Genomic DNA, 21866 nt, shown 5'->3' with positions numbered 1-21866 from the left:
TGTCAGGAAAAAGCCGAAAGAGTACAAATGTACTCCATGACGACTTTAACTCCCCGCCGTACCGCCATCCTGACTTTTATCCGTGATCGAATCGCGGAGCACGGTCAGTCCCCCAGCCTCGCTGAAATCAGCGAGGCGTTCGGTTTTGCCTCCCGCAGCGTGGCCCGCAAGCATGTGCTGGCGCTGACCGAGGCCGGTTTTATCGAGGTCAATGCGCATCAGGCCCGGGGTATCCGTTTGCTCGGGCAGCCCGCGCGGCCCGAGCTGCTGGACGTCCCGGTTCTCGGTCGGGTGGCGGCGGGTGCACCGATTGGTGCCGATGCAGAGGTCCACAGCCGCTTGCTGCTGGACCCGTCGATCTTCTCGCGGGTGCCCGATTACATGTTGCGGGTGCAGGGCGACTCGATGATCGAGGACGGCATTCTCGACGGCGACCTGGTGGGCGTGCACCGCAATCCCGAGGCGCTTAACGGCCAGATCGTCGTGGCGCGGCTCGACGGCGAAGTCACCATCAAGCGTTTCGAGCGCAGCGGCGACGAGGTCCGGTTGCTGCCACGCAACCCGGCCTACAAGCCGATCATCGTCGAGGCTGATCAGGACCTGGCTATCGAAGGGGTGTTCTGCGGTCTGGTGAGGCAAGGGTGATGGGCGCCGTCGTTGCGTTGGATACGCTGTTCAATGGCGGCCAGGTCTGGAAGGGCCGGCCTGCGCCACCGGCGGTCAGCCCGCAACCCACCGGGCATGCCGCGCTGGACGCGGCGTTGCCCACCGGCGGATGGCCGGAAGCGGCGTTGACTGAAATCCTCCTGGCCGGGCAGGGCGTTGGCGAGCTGCAACTGGTGTGGCCAGCGCTGGCGCGGCTGTCGGCGGCAGGGGAACGCATCGTGCTGGTGGCGCCGCCTTACGTACCGTATCCGCAGGCCTGGCAGAACGCCGGGGTCGATCTGCGCCAGTTGTCGATCATTCAGGCCAGCGAGCGCGATGCCCTGTGGGCGGCTGAACAATGCCTGCGTTCAGGCAGTTGCGGCGCGGTGCTGTGCTGGCCGCACAAGGCCGATGACCGGGCGTTGCGCCGTTTGCAGGTGGCGGCGGAAACCGGTTCGACCCTGGCATTCGCCTACCGCTCGATCCATGAAGCGATCAACCCGTCACCGGCCGCGCTGCGCATCGCCATCGATGCCAGGCCCGCGCAATTGCGCGTGCTCAAGTGCCGGGGCGGATTGGCGCGTTCGGCACCGATTGCCTTCCCCGTGGGGCATTGAGGTTGCCATGCGCTGGGTGTGCATTCTTTTTCCGCAATTGGCGCTGGACGCGGTGCTGCGTCAGCGTCCCGATCCTGATGAACCATTGGCCCTGCTGACCGGCCCGGCCCAGCGTCGCGTGTTGCAAGCGGTGAACGCTTCGGCGCGGGCGCTGGGCTTGCGTGCCGGGCAATCGATGACCGCCGCGCAAGCCTTGAGCAAAGCCTTTGCCACGGCTGAATACGACGTCGCCGAGATCGAGCACTGGCAACAGTTTCTGGCGGCGTGGGCCTATCGTTTCAGCTCACAGGTCAGCGTCCATTACCCGCGTGCCGTGGTGTTTGAAATCGAATCCAGCCTGGGACTGTTCGGGCCCTGGCCGCAGTTCGAGGCACGGTTGCGGACCGAACTCGGTGAGCTGGGCTTTCGTCATCGGATCGTCGCCGCGCCCAACCCGGTGGCTGCGCGGGTATTGGCCAACGTTTATGACGGTCTGGTGGTGCCGGACAACGAGGCCTTGCAACACCATCTCGGGCAATTGCCGGTCGACCGGATCGCTCTGGAACCGGCAGTGGCCACGGCGTTGTCGCGCATGGGGCTGCGCACCCTGGGCCAGGTGCAGGCGTTGCCGCGTAATAGTCTGGCGCGGCGTTTCGAGGCTCAGGTGCTCAAGCACCTCGACGCCTTGTCCGGTGAACGTCAGCTGGCGCTGGCGTTCTACCTGCCGCCTGATCGCTTCGATGTGCGCATCGAACTCAACTTTGACGTGCAATCGCATCAGGCGCTGCTGTTTCCATTACGCCGGTTGACCGGCGATCTGTCGGCGTTTCTGTGCGGCCGGGACAGCGGCGTGCAGCGGTTCGACCTGCACCTTGAACACGCAGGCTTGCCGGACACGGTGATCAAGGTCGGCCTGCTCAGCGCCGAGCGTGACCCGGCGATGCTCTTCGAACTGGCCCGGGGGCGACTGGAGCAGGTTCAAGTCGAAGCCCCGGTACGCGGTTTTCGGCTGCGCGCCGAAGACCTGCCAAGCTTTGTTCCGCAGCGTCAGGAACTGTTCGACGACCGCCCGCAGCAGTCCTTGCCCTGGGAGCAACTGCGCGAACGCTTGCGCGCGCGGCTCGGGGATGACGCGGTGCATGGCTTGCGCTTCCAGGCCGACCACCGGCCCGAGTGCGCGTGGCAGGCGCGGGTCGACAATCAGCTCTGTGCGGGGTTGTCGGGCGTGCAGCGTCCGGGCTGGTTGCTGACGCAGCCACTGGCGATCCACGAAGGGTCGGCGCGCATTCTCATGGGGCCGGAGCGCATCGAATCCGGTTGGTGGGACGGCGATGATGTGCGTCGCGACTACTATTTGGTCGAAACCCGTTCCGGCCAGCAGGGCTGGGCCTATCGTGCGGTGGGTGAGGGCGGTCCGTTGTGGCTGCAAGGCTGGTTCGCATGAGCATCGGATATGCCGAGTTGCACTGCCTGTCGAACTTCAGTTTCCAGCGCGGTGCTTCCAGTGCCCTGGAACTGTTTCAACGGGCAAAAAAGCACGACTATCAGGCGCTGGCGATTACCGATGAATGCACCCTGGCCGGCATCGTCCGCGCCTGGCAAGCCGCAAAGTCGGTGGAGCTGCCACTGATCATCGGCAGCGAAATACGCATCGAGGACGGTCCGAAGCTGGTACTGCTGGTGGAGAACCTCGAGGGTTACCAGACCCTCTGCCGGCTGATTACCCGAGCGCGACGGCGCACGCAAAAAGGCCAGTATCAGGTCTTGCGCGAAGACTTCAACGAACCCATGCCAGGACTGCTGGCGTTGTGGGTGCCGGACGCTGTCGATGATTTTGCAAGCGGCCACTGGTTGAAACAGGCCTTCGCCGAGCGCTTGTGGCTGGCGGTGCAGTTGCATTGCGGCCAGGACGACCGCGGGCGACTGGACGCCTTGCTGACCCTGGCCAGGGAACTGCGCATTCCGGCAGTGGCCAGCGGCGATGTGCACATGCATACCCGTGGTCGACGCGCCTTGCAGGACACCATGACCGCGATTCGTCATCACGTGCCGGTGGCCGAGGCCGGGTTGCGTCTTCATCCCAATGGCGAGCGGCATGTGCGCAGCCTTGAGGCGTTGCAATCGATCTATCCGCCAACGCTGCTCGCTGAAACCTTGACCATCGCCCGACGCTGCACGTTCGACCTCGGCCAGTTGCGTTATCAATATCCCCGCGAACTGGTGCCCCAAGGCCAGACGGCGACGTCCTGGCTGCGTCATCTGACCGAAGAAGGGATTGCGTGGCGCTGGCCAAAAGGCCCGCAAGCCAAGGTGCTGGTGCAGATCGACAAAGAACTGCAACTGATCGCCGAGCTGGGCTACGAAAGCTACTTCCTGACCGTGCATGACATTGTGCGATTTGCCCGTGAGCAACACATCCTGTGTCAGGGCCGCGGTTCGGCGGCCAACTCGGCGGTGTGTTTTGCCTTGGGCATCACGGAAATCGATCCGGATCGCACCACGCTGCTGTTCGAACGTTTTCTTTCCAAAGAGCGCAACGAGCCGCCGGACATCGACGTCGATTTCGAACATGAACGCCGCGAGGAAGTCTTGCAGTACGTGTTCCAGCGCTATGGCCGAACCCGCGCGGCGCTGACGGCGGTGGTCAGCACGTATCACGCGGCCGGCGCGGTGCGTGACGTGGCCAAGGCCCTGGGGTTGCCGCCGGACCAGATCAATGCGCTGGCCGATTGCTGCGGTCACTGGAGTGATGCAACGCCGCCGGTGGAGCGCCTGATCGAGGGCGGTTTCGACCCCGAGAGCCCGGTGCTTCGTCGGGTGCTGAGCCTGACGGGGCAACTGATCGGTTTTCCCCGGCACCTGTCCCAGCACCCCGGTGGCTTCGTGATTTCCGAGCAGCCGCTGGACAGCCTGGTGCCGGTGGAAAACGCCGCCATGGCCGAACGCACCATCATTCAGTGGGACAAGGACGACCTGGATGCGGTGGGACTGCTCAAGGTGGATATTCTGGCACTGGGCATGCTCAGCGCGATTCGTCGGTGCTTTGATCTGCTGCGCCGTCATCGCCATCTCGACCTGAGCCTGGCGACGATTCCGTCCGAAGACCCGGATACCTACGACATGATCGGCCGTGCCGACACCATCGGCGTGTTCCAGATCGAATCCCGGGCGCAGATGTCGATGCTGCCCAGACTCAAGCCGCGCACGTTTTACGATCTGGTGATCGAGGTCGCCATCGTCCGTCCGGGGCCGATTCAGGGCGGAATGGTGCATCCGTACCTGCGCCGGCGAAACAAGCAAGAACCCGAGGTCTACCCGTCCCCGGCCCTGGAAGTCGTGCTCAAGCGTACCCTGGGCGTGCCGCTGTTCCAGGAACAAGTGATGCAGATTGCGATTGTCGCCGCCGACTACAGCCCCGGCGAGGCCGATCAGTTACGCCGCTCCATGGCGGCCTGGAAGCGTCACGGTGGATTGGAGCCGCACAAGGACCGACTGGCCGCCGGCATGAAGAAAAACGGCTACACGGCCGAGTTTGCCGCGCAGATCTTCGAACAGATCAAAGGTTTTGGCAGCTACGGATTTCCTGAGTCCCACGCCGCCAGTTTCGCGTTGCTGACCTACGCCAGTTGCTGGCTGAAATGCCACGAACCGGCGGCTTTCGCTTGTGCGCTGATCAACAGCTGGCCGATGGGGTTCTACAGCCCGGACCAGATCCTGCAGGACGCGCGCCGGCATCATTTGCAGATCCGCCCGGTGGATGTGCGCGCCAGTGACTGGGATTGCAGCCTGGAGCCGATCAGCGGCGCGCAACCGGCGATTCGCATGGGGCTGCGGATGATCAAGGGCTTTCGCGAGGACGATGCCCGACGCATCGAAGCGGCGAGGGCGAAGGGGGTATTTGTCGACATCGCCGACCTGGGCGAACGGGCGCAGCTCGATGCTCGCGCCCAGGAGCAACTGGCCGATGCCGGTGCGCTGCGCGGCCTGGCCGGTGACCGCCATCGAGCGCGCTGGGAAGTGGCGGGGGTGCACAAGCAACTGGGCTTGTTCGCCGGTCTGCCGAGTCAGGAAGAGGACGCGGTGTCGCTGCCCAAACCCACCGTGGGCGAGGACCTGTTGGCCGACTACAACAGCGTCGGCACCACCCTCGGCCCGCATCCGCTGGCCTTGCTACGCGGTGAATTGAAAGCCCGGCGTTGCCGCAGTTCGAAAGAACTGATGGAGGTCGAGCACGGGCGTCCGGTCAGCGTCGCCGGCCTGGTCACCGGGCGACAACGGCCGGGCACCGCCAGCGGCGTGACGTTCGTCACCCTTGAAGATGAATTCGGCAACGTCAACGTGATTGTCTGGCGTGACCTGGCAGAGCGGCAGCGCAAGGTGCTGGTCGGCTCGCAACTGCTCAAGGTCGATGGCCGCTGGGAAAAAGAAGGCGAGGTGCGCCACCTGATCGCCGGGCGCTTGAGCGACCTGACTCCTTTGCTCGACGGCATCAGCGTGCGCAGCCGCGATTTCCGCTGATCGCCACACTGACGATGATCGTTCCCACGCTCTGCGTGGGAATGCAGCCATGGACGCTCCGCGTCCCCCCGCTGTGACGCAGAGCGTCACGGGAGGCATTCCCACGCGGAGCATGGGAACGATCATCACGGTGCGGCCAATACATTGGCGCCAATAAAAATTAAACATTGTTCTCAATGATGGCACTTTGGCATAATGCCGGCCGCCGACGTCCCGCACGTCGATCATCGATTTGATTCCCCCCTCGCTTTTTCGCCGCTGCAACCCGCAGTGGCTGGCTATTGTCGCGCCGGGATAAACCGTTTTTTTCAAAAGGAATGTGCAGTGAGAATGATCTCTCGAATGTTGGTATCGACGGCAGCGATTGCCCTCTTGGGTAGCATTGCCGGCTGCGCGACCGAAAGCTCGCAAGCCTTGCCGATTGCCAAAGTCGAAAGCGCCAGCGTTGCGTATGCCGGTGTTCGTGTGCCGATGGCTGTCGGCAAGTTCGATAACCGTTCGAGCTACATGCGCGGGATCTTCTCCGATGGCGTCGATCGCCTCGGCGGTCAGGCCAAGACCATCCTGATCACCCACCTGCAGCAGACCAATCGCTTCAGCGTGCTGGACCGCGACAACATGGGCGAGATCCAGCAGGAGGCCGCGATCAAGGGCCAGTCCCAGCGACTCAAGGGCGCTGATTTTGTGGTGACCGGCGACGTCACCGAGTTCGGCCGCAAAGAAACCGGCGATCACCAGTTGTTCGGCATTCTGGGACGCGGCAAGACCCAGGTGGCCTACGCCAAGGTCAACCTGAACATCGTCAATATCAGCACGTCCGAAGTGGTGTATTCGACCCAGGGCGCGGGTGAATACGCCTTGTCCAACCGGGAAATCATCGGCTTTGGCGGCACCGCTGCCTACGATTCGACCCTCAACGGCAAAGTGCTCGACCTGGCCATGCGCGAGGCGATCAATCGTCTGGTGGATGGCATGAACGCCGGTGCATGGAAACCGGGCAACTGATCAAGGTTTGATGACAAGGAGCGGTACACGCATGTTCAAGATGTATGCGAAATGGGCGCTGATGGCGTCGACATTACTGGCCAGCGGTCTGTTGGCCGGTTGCAGCACCCCGAAAACCCTTTACCAGTGGGAAAGCTACCAGCCTGAGGTCTATGAGTACTTCAAGGGTGAACAACCCAAGGAAGCGCAGGCCGAAGCACTGGAGCGCGATCTGCAGAAAATCCGCTCCACCGGCAAGACCCCACCCCCTGGCTACCACGCTCACTTGGGCCTGTTGTACCTGAGCATGGGCAAGGACGATCAGATGGTGCAGCAATTCAGGACCGAGAAAACGCTGTTCCCTGAGTCGACGCCGTACATGGACTTTCTGCTTAAAAACGCCAAGGCCGGGGTGACTCAATGATCGCGCGCTCAATGAAACTGATGGCCGGGCTGCTGGCGCTGGCACTGCTTGGCGGTTGTGTCAGCCCCAAGACCGTGGACTATGCGGCGTACAAGCAGGCTCGTCCGAAAACCATTCTGGTGCTGCCACCGCTGAACAACTCACCGGACGTCAAGGCGTCCTACAGCATGCTGTCGCAAGTCACGTTCCCATTGGCGGAAGCCGGTTATTACGTGCTGCCGATCACGCTGGTCGATGAGACATTTCGCCAGAACGGTCTGACCACGCCGGCAGACATCCATCAGGCACCGGCCAACAAACTGCAGGAAATTTTCGGTGCCGATGCAGCGCTCTACATCACCGTGACGGATTACGGTACGCGCTACTTGATCATCCGCAGCGAAACCGTGGTGACCGCCACCGCGAAACTGGTTGACCTCAAGACCGGCACCACCCTGTGGACCGGCTCGGCCCGGGCGTCGAGCGAAGAGGGCAATAACAACAGCGGCGGTGGCTTGATCGGCGCGCTGATTACTGCGGCGGTCAAGCAGGTGATCAACAGTTCCACCGATGCCGGTTACCCGATTGCCGGTGTGACCAGTGCGCGGCTGTTGTCCGCAGGTCAACCGGCAGGGTTGCTGTACGGTCCGCGTTCGCCGAAATACGGTACTGACTGATACCTGTCGCTCCAAGCAAGCTCCCGTGGCAAGGGAGCTTGCTGGCGTTGGCCTGTCCGCGCTCGACAAGGGGCGGACCAAGCCACCTTCAGCGAATTACCTGGCTCTTTTCAACCAGACCGAAACACACAATCCGCTCTCGTTTTTTTCATCCGAAAAACTCAATCGCAGGCGTGCTCCCATGCGGTCAGCGATGGCTTTGACGATCGCCAGCCCCAGCCCGGAACCTGATTCATCGGTGCCCAGACTGCGGTAAAACGGATCGAACACCAGCAATTGCTCTTCTGCGCTGATCCCGGGGCCCGAGTCCTTGACTTCAAGGATCACGGATTCACCCGCCATTTCGACCGCCAGGTCAACTCGCCCACCCACCGGGGTATAACGGATCGCGTTGTCCACCAGATTCCTGACCAGGATCAGGAGGTCCATTTCGTTGCCCACGACCTGTACGTCTTCGAAGCTTTCGACACCGATATCGATGTGTCGGCTTTCCGCCAACGGCAGCAAGTCTTCCAGTACCCGTCGATAGATGTCATGCACTGAAACCGATGCCTGTAATCGCTCGGCGCTCGATTGTGCGGTCGCCAGGGCCAGCAATTGATCGATCAGTTTTCTGCTGCGTTCAATGCCCTGGGTCAATGGCAACAAGCGTTGATGAGCCGCTGCCGACATTTCTATGGCCGACAGTCGCTCGGCTTGTAGCGAGAGGGCGGTCATCGGCGAACGCAGTTCGTGGGCTGCGTCGGCAATGAAGCGGCGCTGGGTTTCCATGGATTGCGCGACACGCGTCAACAATCGATTGATGGCCACCACGAAAGGCCGGATCTCGGTTGGCAGGTGGTTCTCGTCGATAGGGTGCAGCGCCTGCTCGTCGCGCTGATCGATTTCCTCCGAAAGGGTCGCTATGGGGCGGAAGAGTTTGCGCACCAGATCGCTCACCACCAGCAACAGCACCGGAAACAGAATGAGAAACGGCAAAAGACTCCGCCAAGCGCTCTTTCGCGCCTCTTTTTCGCGTACGTCTGCTTCTTGAGCGACAACGATGCGTTCGCCACTGGCTATTGTTCTCACCAGCACGCGGAAATTTTCGCCGGCAACGCTCAACGTCGAGAAGCCATCGGCCAGGCCGGTCGGGAAGGGCAGCGGCGTTGTGGCGTCATCACTGCCGCTCGCTTTGGTGCTGTCGGTCAGGTATTGGACGATCACCCGCGACTCTTCGTCGTCACCGGCTACCTGCTCCACCACAGGGTAGTGCAAGGTCATCTTTTGCCGATCAAACAGAATGGCTACTTGACGCAGGGTCTCGTCCTGCATCTCGTGTGTCTCGTTGATCGCCGAAAAAAAAGCGAAAAAACCAGCCAGTACCGCGACGATCAGGATGGCCAGCGACAGCGTTACAGACAAACGTACCTGCACCGAGTCATTCAAGCGTTCTTTGAAACCATCCATCCCATACCCCTGACATTCTTGATGATGTGGTTTCCCAGTTTTCGCCGCAGCGCATGAATCAGAAACTCCACGGCGTTGCTTTCCACCTCATTGCCCCAGCCGTAGATCCGCTCTTCAAGTTCGCTGCGCGAGAGAATGGTGCCCGGCCGGATCAACAGGGCCTGTAGCAAAGCGAACTCACGGTTGGAAAGCTGAACGTCGGGAATATCGGCGGTGCTGGCTTTTTTGGAGAGAAGATCCAGCGACACCTCGCCGTTATCGAGCCGTGATTGGGCGCTGCCGCCTTTACGGCGCAAGACCGCGCGGATACGGGCCAGCAACTCCGCCATGGCGAAGGGTTTGAGCAAGTAATCGTCAGCACCGCCGTCGAGCCCGCGCAGGCGATCATCGAGACTGTCCCTGGCGGTAATGATCAGGAGCGGCACCGGATTGTTGCGCCCGCGTATGCCATCGAGCACATCGAGGCCGTCTTTGCCGGGCAATCCGAGATCCAGCAACACCAAGTCATAGACGTGGGTTTCCAGGGCCGCCAGGGCGATGAGTCCGTTTTTGACCCAATCGGTGGCGTAGCTCGCATCGTTCAGCGCGCCCTGAATGGCATCACCAATCATAGAGTCATCTTCGACCAGCAGGATTCGCATAAATGGCTCCGAAAAAAAGCGCGACGGTCATGACCGTCGCGCCTGTATTGAAGCACCTGAGCGGATGTTTGTCCGCCACCGGATTAACCCGGCGGGTTGTCGGTGATTATTAGCCTTTCATCGAATCGAAGGCTTTCAACAGATCATCCATCGATGCCTTGCAATCGCTCTGCTTCGGCGTGTTGGCGCGCAGGGCGTCAAGTGACCGGTCGATGGCTTTGTCCACCACATGCCAGTCACTGGCGGCACGGGGTTTGATGCCGGCTTCGGCGGAGTCCCAAGACGTTTCCAGATCCTTGATGCGGGTTTTCGCGCCGGGCAGGTCGTTTTTGTCGACAAGCGCAGCAACATCCGCAGCGATGGCTCGGAACTCAGACAAATCACCCAGCTTTGAACCGGTCTGGGCAGAGGCGCTTACCGAAGTGGCCGGTGTGGCCGCAACGGGCTTGTCGGCATGTTTCGAGCAACCAGCGGTGACGCCGAGTAACACGATCGATGAAACGATGGCGACGTGACGAAGGGCATTTTGAAATGGGCGCATGACAAATCCTTAAAGGGGGTTTGAAAGGTTACTGAGTGACGGTTCTGCGGTTGACCACGTTGAATTGCGCAACCGCGACCAAAAGAAAAATGACGCACAGGAAGATGGCACTCGTCCAGGTCGCTCCCATGCCCAGGCCACCATAGGTTTTAGCCTGGGTCAGTAAATCGCCGAGAGAAGCACCAAATGGACGGGTCAGGATGTAGGCCAGCCAAAAAGTCAGCACCACATTGCCGCCCAGGCGCCAGGCCACCAGCGTCGCCGCGATAAGTGCGCCGAAAATCATCACGCCAAGGGTGAAGCCCAGGCCCAGTGCTTCGGTGGCCAGGTCGCCCGCTGCGGTCCCGAGGGCAAAGGTACACAGCACCGTGGCCCAGTAGAAAAGCTCCCGTCGCGGGGTGACGATTTCGCGGATCGACAGGTTGTGCTCGACCCGATACCAGACCAGAAAGTTGACCGCCAGCAGAACCGCAAAGACCGCGGTGCTGGTGTACAGGCTGATGTCGAGCATGTCGGTCATGATGTCGGTGATCTGTGTCCCGACGATGCTGACCAGCACCACGGTCAACCAGTAGATCCAGGGTGTATAGGCCTTGGTACGCAGTTGAAAGAACAACGCGAGCGCCAGCAGCACGGCCATGCCGATGCTCGTCAAGCCTGCGCCAAAACCGGCATCCACGGCCAGAAAGTCCGCGCCGGTTTCACCTACCGTCGTCGAAAGAATCTTGATCACCCAGAATGACAGCGTCACCTCGGGCACTTTGTTGAGCCATCCGGCTTTATCGAAAGTCATGGGCGGGTCGCCTCTCCTGATCTGCGCTGAACTTGCGTAGGGGAGAAGATACGTCGCCAGACTTAGCTGAGACTGAGGAGCTCTATTTGCTGGCCGGCCAAAACCGCTCCCCACCGCCCGGCGCCTCCGTCCACGCCTGCAACGAACGCGTCGGCAGATCAAAATAATCGCGGGTTCGCGCATAACCATGGCCACCCATGCGCCCGATCGCATCCAGCCCAAGTTGATCGATATACAAGGTTTTCGGATCGATCAATTCGTCGCGCACATGGGCCATCAACACTTCCCCGAAGATGATTTCCCGCGACTGGCCGATGGACAGCGCCATCATGCGTCGGCATTCCAGGGCCACCGGCGCTTCACCGATACGCGGGCATTTGACCGTGGTGCCGGGAATCGCCGTCAGCCCGGCTGCTGTTAACTCATCGAAACCGGGCGCGAAGGGCACGGCGCAGACATTCATCGCCTCGACCAGCGCGTCACTGACGATGTTGACGGTGAATTCCTGGTTGAGCTGGATGTTGCGCGTGGTGTCCTTGGGGCTGTGATCTCCGTAGTTTTCCACGCCCAGCGCGAGGATCGGCGGGTCGGCGGACAACGCATTGAAAAAGCTGAACGGCGCGGCATTGATCCGGCCTTCGCCATCGATCGTGGTGACCAGCGCGATGGGGCGTGGCACCACGCTGCCGATCAGGATCTTGTATTTGTCTCGCGCACTCAGTGTGCTGAAGTCGAAGCTTTGCATAGGCAGACGTCTCTAAAGAAGGGGATCGATTGCGCTCAGCGGCGCGTGTGCGCTGTAGTCGTCGGCGAACGGGATGGCCGGTTTGAACAGGGTTTTCCAGTCCGGTTGGCCAAAGGCCCGGTCGCTGTGGCTGCGCATCAGTTTTTCGAATTGTCGTTGGGCCTGGCGTTGCAGGGCGGGGTAGTCGACGCCCTGGACCTGACCGTCCTGCATCACGCAACGGCCGTCGATGTAGCTGGCGATGCAGTCATCGCCGCGCCCGGCCAGTACCAGGTTTTTCAGCGGATCGAACAGCGGCCCCAGGTGCAGGCCGCGAAGATTGAACACGGTGATATCGGCCTTGGCTCCTGGCGCCAGACGACCCAGATCGTCGCGGCCCAACGCCTTGGCGCCGCCGAGGGTGGCGGCGTTGTACAGGTCCAGGGTGCTGGTCAACGAGGTGCCGCCCTCCATCAGCCGAGCGATGCTCAAACCCTGGCGCATGTTTTCCAGTAGATCCGCCGGCCAGGTGTCGGTGCCCAGGGCGAAGTTGATGCCTTTGGCCCGATAGCGGCCAAACGAATTCAGCGCCTCGCCATCGCGAGCAAACACCACCGGGCAATGCACCAGGCTGGCGCCGCCATCCACCACCCGCTGCAAGTCTTCATCGCCGGCGGTGTAGATGCCATGGGGCAGCAGGCTGCGCGGCGTCAGCAGGTCCAGTTGCTGCAACCAGCCCAGTGGTGAGGCGCCGCGCAGTTGCTCGACCATCGCCACTTCGCCCAGCCCCTGGCAGCAATGCAAACGCATCGGCGCGTTCAGTTCGCGGCTCAGGGCGGCGGTGCGTTGCAGCAGCGCCGGGGTGCAGGTTTGAATCCGGTCGGGCAACAGCGCGCCGCGAATCAAGTCGCCGTGGGCGCCATCGAAATCCTTGAAAAAACCGCAAGCAGCCTCCAGTCCGGCCAATCCTCGCGCTTCATCCCAGTGATGCCCCAAGGTGCCATCGGCCCGCCAATAACTCATGCCGCTCATGTAGCAGGGCCCAAGATACGTCCGCAGCCCCAACTCGGCGGCCACACCCGCCACTGCCGCAAACTCGGCGTAAGTCTCGGCCCACTCGCGGTAATACATCGAGGTGATCGGCATGGCCGTGGTGATGCCGTTGCGGATCAACTGAGTGAAGGCGTAGCGGTATTTGAAAACTTCTTCAGCCTCGGTGTAACTCTCCCGTGGACCGGCCGCCAGAGAATCCTCGGACCACATGCGGCCCATGTCGCGCTCATCGCCGTTGTCGAGCGTCAGCACCGTGGAATCTAGATCCCCCAGTGCATCCAGATCGATGAAGCCGGGGCCGATCAACGCGTTGCCATAGTCGATCCACTGATCCACCAGCCCTGCATAATCACGCCCGACAAACACGATGCGCGACCCTTCGAACACCACTTCGCCGTCGCGCCACAGCACATGTTGCACGCCGTCGAAACCGACCACGCAGCTGCTTTTAAGGCCTATGCGTTTCACAGACGGCTGTCCAGCAAACGACCGCCAGAGGCAATCAACTCACCGCGGCGAAAGACCTGCCGCACAGGGCGTGAAACCACCGCCTCGCCCAATGTCTGCACTGGCATCAGCAGAAAGTCCGCCGCCCGACCGATCTCCAGCCCATAACCCTCACAGCCCAGCGCTCGCGCACCATTCACCGTCGCGGCCTCGAATGCAGCGGCCAGTTCATCGTCCTTGTTCAAGTCGAAACGGAACGCCAGCAACATCGCCCGTTCGAGCATGTCGCCGTTGCCCATCGGCGACCAGGCATCACGAATACCGTCCGAGCCCAGGCAGACATTCACGCCGGTCTCGCGCAACGCCAGGAACGGCGGCACCGCACAATCGGCCGGCGCCGAGCTCATCAGCGAAATCCGCAGCGCCGCCAGGCGTTCGGCCACCGGTTTGACCTGGCTCCACGGCAGCATCCCCAGGCAGTAAGCGTGACTGATCATCACCCGACCCTGACGCCCGAAACGCTCGGTGTAGTCGGCGATCAGCGCGATTTGCCACAGGCCCAGCTCACCTTTGTCATGCAGGTGAATGTCGACGCCACGCTCGAATTCGCTGGCCAGCTTGAAGACAAAATCAAGCTGCGCAATCGGATCGTTATCGATGCCACACGGGTCGAGTCCACCGACGTTTTCCACGCCCAACGCCATGGCTTCACGCATCAGTTCGGCGGTGCCGGGACGGCTGATCAGGCCGGTTTGCGGAAACACCACCAGCTGCAAATCGATCAGGTCGCGATAGGTTTCACGCAGTTGCTGCATGGCTTCGACGTGGCGCAGACCGAACTCGGGATCGATGTCGACATGGCAGCGCATCGTCAGCGAGCCACGGGCGATGCAGTTTTCCAGCAGCGCGCCGGCGCGTTGAGCGATGGGGGCGTCGACTTCCCGCAGGACGCGGCGCTCGTTGGCGATGTAGTCCTTGAGCGTCGGCCCGGCGCTGTTCGGGCGCCAGGGTTGGCCCCAGAGGGTTTTGTCGAGGTGGACGTGGCTTTCCACCAGGGCCGGGGTGAGCAATTGATTCTGGCCATCGATGTCGGTGGCGGTGAGGGCCGCAGTCGATGCCGGGCGGCGTTGTTTGAACAGGCCGTTTTCGATCAGCAGGTCTTCGGCGGGTGCGCCGTAGGGCCGCACGTTGCGCAGCCAGCGGGATTGGGTCATTGCAAACCTCATTGAGTTCTAGGGTGTCTGGGCCGGCCTCATCGCGGGCAAGCCCGGCTCCCACAGGATTTGGGGTGGTGCCAAATTTTGTGATCGACACAAAACCTGTGGGAGTGTGCCTGCTCGCGATAGCCGCGCCTCGGTCTCAAAGCCAGATCATCAGCCCTTGAGCTTCGACCAGACCCGATCCTGCAGCTCACGCGCCTTGTTGCTGCACTCTTTCTCCGGGCGCAGGCGCGAGGCGAATTCGTCGGGCATGTTGATGGCGTCCATGACTTTCCATTTGGCGTCGAGCAGCTTGTCGCTCTGGATGCCGTTGGCGTAGGCGATGGCGTTGGACACGGCGGCGGCGTTTTCCGGCTTCATCATCCAGTCGATGAAGATTTTCGCGTTTTCGGGGTGCGGCGCGCTTTTCGGGACGGCGAAGTTGTCCTGGAACATCGCCAGGCCTTCGCGCGGGTACACGTATTTGATGGTGCTCTTCTGCAGCGTGGCGCGCGCGGTCGAGCCGTTCCAGTTCTGCATCATGATCACTTCACCGGAGGCCATGCGGTCGACGGTGTTGTCCGAGCTGTACATCTTCAGGAAGGGTTTCTGTTTTTGCAGCAATTCGAGGATGCGCTTGGCGTCCTGCGGGTTTTCGCTGCATTCGTCGACGCCCAGGTAATGGCTGGCGGCGTTGATCACGCTGCTTGAAGTGTCGAGCGCGGCGAGCTGGCCTTGCAGTTCCTTGCGCGGCTCGAAGAACTCTTTCCACGAATCGTCGAGCTTGCCGCCGGGCACCCGTGCGCTGTCATAGGAAAACCCGGTAGTGCCCCACAAATAGGGCGCCGAGAACTTGCGACCGGGGTCGAATACCGGGTCGCGAAACGCCGGTTTTACGTACTGGAAGTTCGGCAGGGTGGGCGCATCGATTTCCATCAGCAAATTCTGATTGATCAAGGTGCGCATGATCGATTGCGACGGCACGATCACGTCATACGCCGCGCCGCCGGCCTGCAATTTGGCCAGCAGCGTTTCGTTGCTGTCGTAGCCGTCCATGGTGACCTTGATCCCGGTCTCCTTTTCGAACTTGGCCAACAGGTCGACCGGGTAATAATCGGTCCAGTTGTAGAAAAACAGTTCCTTGGGCTCGGCTGCCTGCGCGGAAAAAACGCTGAAGCAACTGAGGGCCAGACCGGCGACAGCAAAACGCATGCTTTTTATTTTCTTTGGCTTTTTATTCATAACAGCAGGCTCCAGGCTCATTGTTGTTTGCCGCGCTGTCCCAGCCAGAAGGCCAGCACCACCAGCACGATGGAAATCACCAGCATCAGGGTCGAGATCGCATTGATTTCTGGCGTCACGCCAGCCTTGATTGCGGAGAAGATGTACACCGGCAACGTCGTCGAACCGGGGCCGGCGACGAAGAAGGTCATGATGAAATCGTCGAGGCTGACCACGAACGCCAGCACCGAACCGGACAGCACTGCCGGCCACAGCAGCGGCAGCGTCACCCGGCGAAACACCTGCCAGGGGTTGGCGTACAAATCGTTCGCTGCCTCCAGCAGGCTCTTGTCGAGGTCGTTGAGCCGCGCACGAATCGGCAGGTACGCGAAGGGAATGCAGAAGCCGACATGCGCGACGATCACCGTCAGCAAACCGAGCTTGATTCCCAGCGCCATGAACAGCAGCAGGGTGGCCACGGCGGTGACGATCTCCGGCAGGATCAGCGGCATGTTGATCCCGCCTTCGACCATTTTCTGTCCGTAGAACGGCCGGTAAGTCGCCAGCGCCGCGAGCAGCGCAATAGCCGTGGCGCACACCGTGGCAATGCTGGCGACAATGATCGAGTTCAGCGCCGCCGTCTGGATCGACGGGTTCGCCAGGATCCGCCCGTACCAGGCGAAGGAGAACTCGGTCCACACCGTCGCCGAGCGGTTGGCGTTGAAGCTGTAGGCGATCAGGACAAAGATCGGCACGTACAGATAGGCCAGGATCAACAGGCTGACTTCCCGGGTAAGGGGCAGTTTTTTCAGGTGCAGGGCAATCATGCGGTGGCTCCCCGACGTAGAGTTTTGGCGGCGTTGCGGCTGTAGAGCGCGTAAAGCACCAGCGACAGCAGCAGGATCCCCAGCAACAGGAACGACAGCGAACTGCCCAGCGGCCAGTTGCGCGCGGTGCCGAACTGTTGCTGGATCAGGTTGCCGATCATCAGCGTCTTGCCGCCGCCGAGGATCGCCGGGGTGATGAAGGCACCGAGGCTCGGCACAAACACCAGCAGCGCGCCGGCAATCACCCCGGGCATCGACAGCGGCAGGATGATCCGCTTCAGCGCGTGCCAGCGATTGGCGCCCAGGTCGTAGGCGGCTTCCACCAAGCGCCAGTCGAGTTTTTCCAGGGTCGAGTAGATCGGCAGAATCATGAACGGCAAAAAGCTGTAGACCAGCCCGACGCTGACCGCGAAGTCGTTGTAGAGCAGGGTGATGCCGCCAGCCTTTGGAAACAGCGCATTGAGGCTCTGGGCGACCCAGCCTTGTTCGCGCAGGATGATCAGCCACGCGTAGTTGCGGATCAGCAGGTTGGTCCAGAACGGAATGGTGATCAGCAAGACCATGAGGTTGCGCCGCCGTGGCGTCAGGCTCGACATCCACAAGGCCACCGGAAAACCGAACAGGAAGCACAACAACGTCGTGCCACCGGCCTGGAACACCGAGCGCAACAGCGCCTGGGCGTAGACCCAGTTCAGTTCCAGCTCACCGTCGAAACCTTCCTGGAAAAACAGTTGCACGTAGCTTTGCAATTGCCAGTTGGCTTGCCAGTCGACACCGCCGTACACATTGCGCGGCAACAGGCTGATGTAGCCCATGATCCCCAGCGGAATCGCGATCAGGGCCAGCAACGTCAGGACCACCGGGCTCAGTAGCAACGCACGGTTAAGGGCGGGAGAAGTGCTGCTGACGCTCATCTCAGGCCTCCATCAACAGGCAGGCGTGGGGCGGCAGGTGGACCGCGACGCGATCACCGACCCCACGGCCGCGGTTCAGGCCTTCGTTGTTCTCGCGCAGCATGACCTTGATGTCGTTGTTCAACCGGCATTGGTAAAGGGTCGCGGTGCCGACGTACAACACCGCCTCGATCACTCCGCGCAGGTGATGCGGTTGCTCAAGGTTAACCAGTTGCGAGCGCTCCGGGCGAAACGCCAATTGCACTGCGGCGCCGTCGAACCCTTGGGCCGGGCAGGGGATTTCCACCGGCATGCCGCTGGGCACGAAGAGCTTTTCATTGTGCTGGCCGCGCTTGAGGTGGCCGGGGAGGAAGTTGATGTCGCCGATGAACTGGGCGACGAAGCGATGTTGCGGACGTTCATAGATATCGTTCGGCGTGCCGATCTGCAGGATCTTGCCGGCGGACATCACGGCGATGCGATCGGACAGGGTCAGGGCTTCTTCCTGATCATGGGTCACAAAAATAAAGGTGATCCCGGCTTCCTTCTGCACGCGCTTGAGTTCGACCTGCATTTCCTTGCGCAGCTTGAGGTCCAGCGCCGACAGCGGTTCATCCAGCAACAGCACTTTGGGTTTGGGCGCCAAGGCCCGGGCCAGCGCTACGCGTTGCTGTTGGCCGCCGGACAGTTCAGCCGGTTTGCGCTTGGCCAGGTGTTGCATTTGCACCAGCGCCAGCATCTCATTGACACGCTGGGCAGTTTGCTCGCGATCAAGACCCTGCATCTCGAGGCCGAAGGCGATATTCTGCGCAACACTCATGTGCGGAAACAGTGCGTAACTCTGGAATACCGTGTTGACCCGACGCTTGAACGGGGGCAAATCGTTGACCGGTTCGCCCGCGAGGCGAATCTGTCCTTCGCTGACATGCTCGAAGCCGGCGATGGTGCGCAGCAAGGTGGTTTTGCCGCAGCCGGAGGGGCCGAGCAGGGTGAAGAACTCGTTGTCGGCGATGTCGACCGACACGTTGTCGAGCGCGGGAGCTTGGCCCGGATCGTCGGTATACCGTTTGGAGACGTTACGCACTTCGATTGCTATTGGTTGACCCATAATGGTGCAATCCTCTAATTATTGTATGCAATATCTGGATGCAATCTACAAATAGCCGGATTAATCTGGTCGTGCAACCCCCTTTTTCAAAGGCTGTTCATCGCCTGGGGCCGGTTGTTTAGCGCTAAAGGAGTGTTTCCAATGACCGAGAAGAAACTCGAGACCACGGTCGATCGCGTCTACCAAGGGGTTTACGAGGCGATCAGCAAACGTTCGTTGCGGCCCGGCATGAAGCTGGGCGAGGCGTCACTGGCCGAACTTTTCAACGTCAGCCGCACGTCGGTTCGTGCTGCGCTCAAGCAACTGGAAGCGGACGGACTGGTCACCACCGAGCCCAATAAAGGTGCTTCGGTGTCGTTGCCAAGTGACGAAGAGATCCGCTCGCTGTTCGAAACCCGGCGCCTGATCGAGATCGGCATCGTCAGCGAACTGTGCCGCCGACGGGACACCGCGGTGACCCAGGACCTGCGTGATCACCTGTTGCTGGAGGACGAGGCGTACCGCAGTGGCGACCACGAGCGGCTGATTCACCTGCTTGGCGAGTTCCACATCAAACTTGCGCGAAGCCTGAACAACCCGGTGTTGCTGGACTGGTTCCAGAAGCTGATTTCCCGCGCCTCGCTGTACGCCGCCGCGCTTGACGACGACAGCCACGAGGCGTGCCGTGACGACGAACACTTGCGGTTGATCGAGTACATCGAGGCCGGGAATCAGAGCGCCGCCATCGAGCTGACTTGCATGCACTTGAACGGCATCGAGAAGGCGATTCTCGACGTCGCCGCCACGCTCAAAACCGGCTATCACCCGCTCAAGCACCTGATCGAAGTGTGAGGTCTGCGCAGAAACAAAATCAGCTATACCTCTAATGAAACGATTGGCGTCGGTTAAGCTCGAAACAAACGGGCCCACACCGTCTTCATGCGGTTTCGATCCCGCGAGTCAGTCACTTTCAGGGATATTGAGCAGTCGATGCAGTTTCTATCTGATAGCCACGGATGCGCAGGCTGGGACGGTGAAATGGCCGCCCGTATTCGTGTGTTCGACTGGAGCCTTACCGAACTTGGAAACATCGAGACCTGGCCCAGGAGCTTGTGCAGCGCCGTGCAGTTATTGCTCGCTTCGCCGTTGCCGATGGTGATGCTCTGGGGCCGTGCGGGCTACATGATTTATAACGATGCCTATTCGGTCTTCGCCGGTGGTCGCCATCCCTATCTGTTGGGTGCCCCGGTGGAAATGGGCTGGCCGGAGGTGGCCGACTTCAATCGCCACGTGGTCGATACCTGCCTGGCCGGCGGCACGTTGTCCTACCGTAACAAAGACCTCGTACTCCTGCGTGATGGCATCCCCGAAGAGGTCTGGCTGGACCTCTTTTACAGCCCGGTCGCCGACGATGACGGGCGTCCGGCCGGCGTCATGGCAATGGTGGTGGATACGACTGAGCGAGTGATTTCCGAACGCCGACGCCAGGAAGCGGAAGATGCCTATCGCGCCGACAACGAACGCGTGCGCCTGGCACTCAATGCCGGGGCCTTGCTGGGCTCCTTCGTTTGGGATGTCAAAGCCAATACCCTGTCCGGCGATGAACGCTTCGCCCGCACCTTTTCCTTTCCGGCGGATCAGAGCCTGACCGACTTGCCGGCGGAGCTTGCCGGATCAAGAGTTCATCCCGACGACCGCAGCTGGGTCAAAGAGCAGGTCGACAAGTCCGTCTCCACCGGTGCGCCCTTTAACGCCGAATATCGGGTGCTGCGTCCCGACGGCAGTTATCTGTGGGTGCAGGCGAGCGGGTGTTGCGAGTTCAATGAGCAAGGCGAGCCCTTTCGATTTCCTGGCGTGTTGATCGACATTCACGAACGCAAGATCGCCGAAGAGTTGCTGCTCAAGTTCACCCGCAACCTGGAGCAGCGTGTAGCCGACGAAGTCGAAGCGCGGCTGGCGGCTGAAGAGCAACTGCGCCAGTCGCAGAAACTCGAAGCTATCGGCGGCCTCACCGGCGGCGTGGCCCATGACTTCAACAATCTGCTGCAGGTGATCGCCGGCAACCTGCATTTGCTGGCACGCCATGAGCCGGACAATGCCAATGTGCAGCGCCGGGTCACTGCATCGATTGCGGCGGTCGAGCGCGGCGCCAAACTGTCCTCGCAATTGCTTGCGTTTGCCCGTCGTCAACCGTTGTCGCCAGCGGTGTGCAATCCACAGCAGATCTTCGACGGGGTCGGAGAACTGTTGCAGCGCGCGCTAGGGGAAACCATTCAGATCGAAGTGGACGTGCCTGAGGACTCCTGGAACATCAACGTCGACCGTAACCAGCTGGAGAACGCCATTCTCAACCTGGCAATCAACGCCCGTGACGCCATGCAGGGCGAAGGCACCATCGTGTTGAGCGCCGAGAATGTGACGCTCGACCGTAGATTCTGTGCCGGCAAAGGCCTTATCCCCGGAGATTTTGTCCGCGTCGGGGTGGCCGATACTGGCGCCGGTATGACGCCCGAAGTGCTCGAGCAGGCATTCGAACCGTTTTTCACCACCAAGGCCGACGGCCAGGGCACGGGGCTGGGGCTGAGCATGGTGTTCGGTTTCGTCAAGCAGAGCGGCGGGCATATCGATATCTCCAGCGTGGTGGGGCAGGGCACTCGGGTACAGCTTTTCTTCCCACGCAGCTTGCGTGCCTTGCCGGATGAATCAACGCTGCGAGATTCAGCCGGTCGGGGTGGGCACGAAACCATTCTGGTGGTCGAGGACAACGAGGCGGTGCGCAGTACGGCAGTGGAACTGCTGCGCGAGGAGGGCTATCAGGTCCTGACCGCGGCCAACGGCGACCAGGCGATGCAGATGTTGCTGGAGGGCATAACGGTCGATCTGATCTTCACCGACGTCGTCATGCCCGGCCTGATCAAAAGCTCGGACCTGGCGGCGTGGGCCAAAGTGCAGAGTCCGCCTGTGACGGTGCTGTTCACTTCCGGCCACACACGCGACATCATTTCGCGCAATCACCAGCTCAGCCCCGATACGTTTCTGCTGACCAAACCTTATGGACCGCAAGCACTGACCCGAATGATCCGCACAGTCCTTAGCGGCTGACTGTGGACAGATCGTTCCCACGCTCTGCGTGGGAATGCAGCCCGGGACGCTCCGCGTCCCAGAAGC

20 protein-coding genes are annotated in these 21866 nt (G+C 61.2%); 9 read left to right on the top strand and 11 right to left on the bottom strand.

The window, feature by feature from the left end:
• Window positions 1-27 precede the first annotated feature (27 nt).
• From lexA to HNR03_RS18825, 7 genes are all read left to right on the top strand, one after another.
• Complete coding sequence (lexA, locus tag HNR03_RS18855) at window positions 28-645, top strand: transcriptional repressor LexA (RefSeq protein WP_259155116.1); 618 nt, start codon at window positions 28-30, stop codon at window positions 643-645.
• Window positions 645-1262 (top strand): translesion DNA synthesis-associated protein ImuA, encoded by a 618-nt coding sequence (gene imuA, locus HNR03_RS18850; RefSeq protein ID WP_090183365.1) that lies wholly within the window; start codon window positions 645-647, stop codon window positions 1260-1262. The genes lexA and imuA overlap by 1 nt, the downstream gene beginning before the upstream one ends.
• A 7-nt stretch (window positions 1263-1269) precedes the next feature.
• Window positions 1270-2685 (top strand): DNA polymerase Y family protein, encoded by a 1416-nt coding sequence (locus tag HNR03_RS18845; protein ID WP_259155114.1) that lies wholly within the window; start codon window positions 1270-1272, stop codon window positions 2683-2685.
• Window positions 2661-5759, top strand: a complete 3099-nt coding sequence (locus HNR03_RS18840; RefSeq protein WP_259155113.1) for an error-prone DNA polymerase — start codon at window positions 2661-2663, stop codon at window positions 5757-5759. The genes HNR03_RS18845 and HNR03_RS18840 overlap by 25 nt, the downstream gene beginning before the upstream one ends.
• Before the next feature lie 330 nt (window positions 5760-6089).
• Complete coding sequence (locus tag HNR03_RS18835) at window positions 6090-6764, top strand: CsgG/HfaB family protein (RefSeq protein WP_222590403.1); 675 nt, start codon at window positions 6090-6092, stop codon at window positions 6762-6764.
• 31 nt (window positions 6765-6795) lie between these two features.
• Complete coding sequence (locus tag HNR03_RS18830; RefSeq protein ID WP_222586389.1) at window positions 6796-7167, top strand: DUF4810 domain-containing protein; 372 nt, start codon at window positions 6796-6798, stop codon at window positions 7165-7167.
• Complete coding sequence (locus HNR03_RS18825; RefSeq protein ID WP_222586390.1) at window positions 7164-7823, top strand: DUF799 domain-containing protein; 660 nt, start codon at window positions 7164-7166, stop codon at window positions 7821-7823. Before HNR03_RS18830 ends, HNR03_RS18825 begins: the two co-directional genes overlap by 4 nt.
• A 96-nt stretch (window positions 7824-7919) precedes the next feature.
• On the opposite strand, the gene HNR03_RS18820 is transcribed toward HNR03_RS18825, so the two are convergent.
• The 11 genes from HNR03_RS18820 to HNR03_RS18770 all read right to left on the bottom strand — a co-directional run bounded on the left by HNR03_RS18820 (window position 7920) and on the right by HNR03_RS18770 (window position 18719).
• Window positions 7920-9272: an ATP-binding protein gene (locus tag HNR03_RS18820; protein WP_259155112.1), complete on the bottom strand. Its 1353-nt coding sequence runs from the start codon at window positions 9270-9272 to the stop codon at window positions 7920-7922.
• Window positions 9248-9913, bottom strand: a complete 666-nt coding sequence (locus tag HNR03_RS18815; RefSeq protein ID WP_259155111.1) for a response regulator — start codon at window positions 9911-9913, stop codon at window positions 9248-9250. The genes HNR03_RS18820 and HNR03_RS18815 overlap by 25 nt, the downstream gene beginning before the upstream one ends.
• A gap of 109 nt (window positions 9914-10022) precedes the next feature.
• On the bottom strand, window positions 10023-10454 hold the full coding sequence (locus tag HNR03_RS18810; protein ID WP_259155110.1) for a hypothetical protein: 432 nt from the start codon (window positions 10452-10454) through the stop codon (window positions 10023-10025).
• Between the two features lie 28 nt (window positions 10455-10482).
• Window positions 10483-11247, bottom strand: a complete 765-nt coding sequence (locus HNR03_RS18805; RefSeq protein ID WP_259155109.1) for a hypothetical protein — start codon at window positions 11245-11247, stop codon at window positions 10483-10485.
• Between the two features lie 82 nt (window positions 11248-11329).
• On the bottom strand, window positions 11330-11992 hold the full coding sequence (locus HNR03_RS18800) for a flavin reductase family protein (protein WP_259155108.1): 663 nt from the start codon (window positions 11990-11992) through the stop codon (window positions 11330-11332).
• A 12-nt stretch (window positions 11993-12004) separates the two neighbouring features.
• Window positions 12005-13492, bottom strand: coding sequence for an amidohydrolase family protein (locus HNR03_RS18795; protein WP_259155107.1), 1488 nt, complete (start codon window positions 13490-13492; stop codon window positions 12005-12007).
• Window positions 13489-14685 (bottom strand): amidohydrolase family protein, encoded by a 1197-nt coding sequence (locus HNR03_RS18790; protein ID WP_259155106.1) that lies wholly within the window; start codon window positions 14683-14685, stop codon window positions 13489-13491. The genes HNR03_RS18795 and HNR03_RS18790 overlap by 4 nt, the downstream gene beginning before the upstream one ends.
• Window positions 14686-14844: 159 nt before the next feature.
• Window positions 14845-15912, bottom strand: a complete 1068-nt coding sequence (locus HNR03_RS18785) for an extracellular solute-binding protein (protein WP_259155105.1) — start codon at window positions 15910-15912, stop codon at window positions 14845-14847.
• A 17-nt stretch (window positions 15913-15929) separates the two neighbouring features.
• The gene (locus HNR03_RS18780) at window positions 15930-16718 is read right to left on the bottom strand and encodes an ABC transporter permease (RefSeq protein ID WP_259155104.1); all 789 of its coding nucleotides are present in this window, start codon (window positions 16716-16718) and stop codon (window positions 15930-15932) included.
• Window positions 16715-17632, bottom strand: coding sequence for an ABC transporter permease (locus tag HNR03_RS18775; protein WP_259155103.1), 918 nt, complete (start codon window positions 17630-17632; stop codon window positions 16715-16717). Before HNR03_RS18775 ends, HNR03_RS18780 begins: the two co-directional genes overlap by 4 nt.
• Before the next feature lies 1 nt (window position 17633).
• Window positions 17634-18719 (bottom strand): ABC transporter ATP-binding protein, encoded by a 1086-nt coding sequence (locus HNR03_RS18770; protein WP_259155102.1) that lies wholly within the window; start codon window positions 18717-18719, stop codon window positions 17634-17636.
• A gap of 141 nt (window positions 18720-18860) precedes the next feature.
• Here HNR03_RS18770 and HNR03_RS18765 point away from each other — a divergent pair, with 141 nt between their 5' ends.
• Complete coding sequence (locus HNR03_RS18765) at window positions 18861-19550, top strand: GntR family transcriptional regulator (protein WP_259155101.1); 690 nt, start codon at window positions 18861-18863, stop codon at window positions 19548-19550.
• Between the two features lie 138 nt (window positions 19551-19688).
• The gene (locus tag HNR03_RS18760; protein ID WP_259155100.1) at window positions 19689-21800 is read left to right on the top strand and encodes a PAS domain-containing sensor histidine kinase; all 2112 of its coding nucleotides are present in this window, start codon (window positions 19689-19691) and stop codon (window positions 21798-21800) included.
• Window positions 21801-21866 lie beyond the last annotated feature (66 nt).

The sequence above is a fragment of the Pseudomonas sp. JAI111 genome (genome assembly GCF_024809425.1).
Taxonomy (GTDB): Bacteria; Pseudomonadota; Gammaproteobacteria; order Pseudomonadales; family Pseudomonadaceae; genus Aquipseudomonas.
Note: the sequence above shows the minus strand (reverse complement) of the source record. Positions and strands in the feature narration are given on the sequence as shown.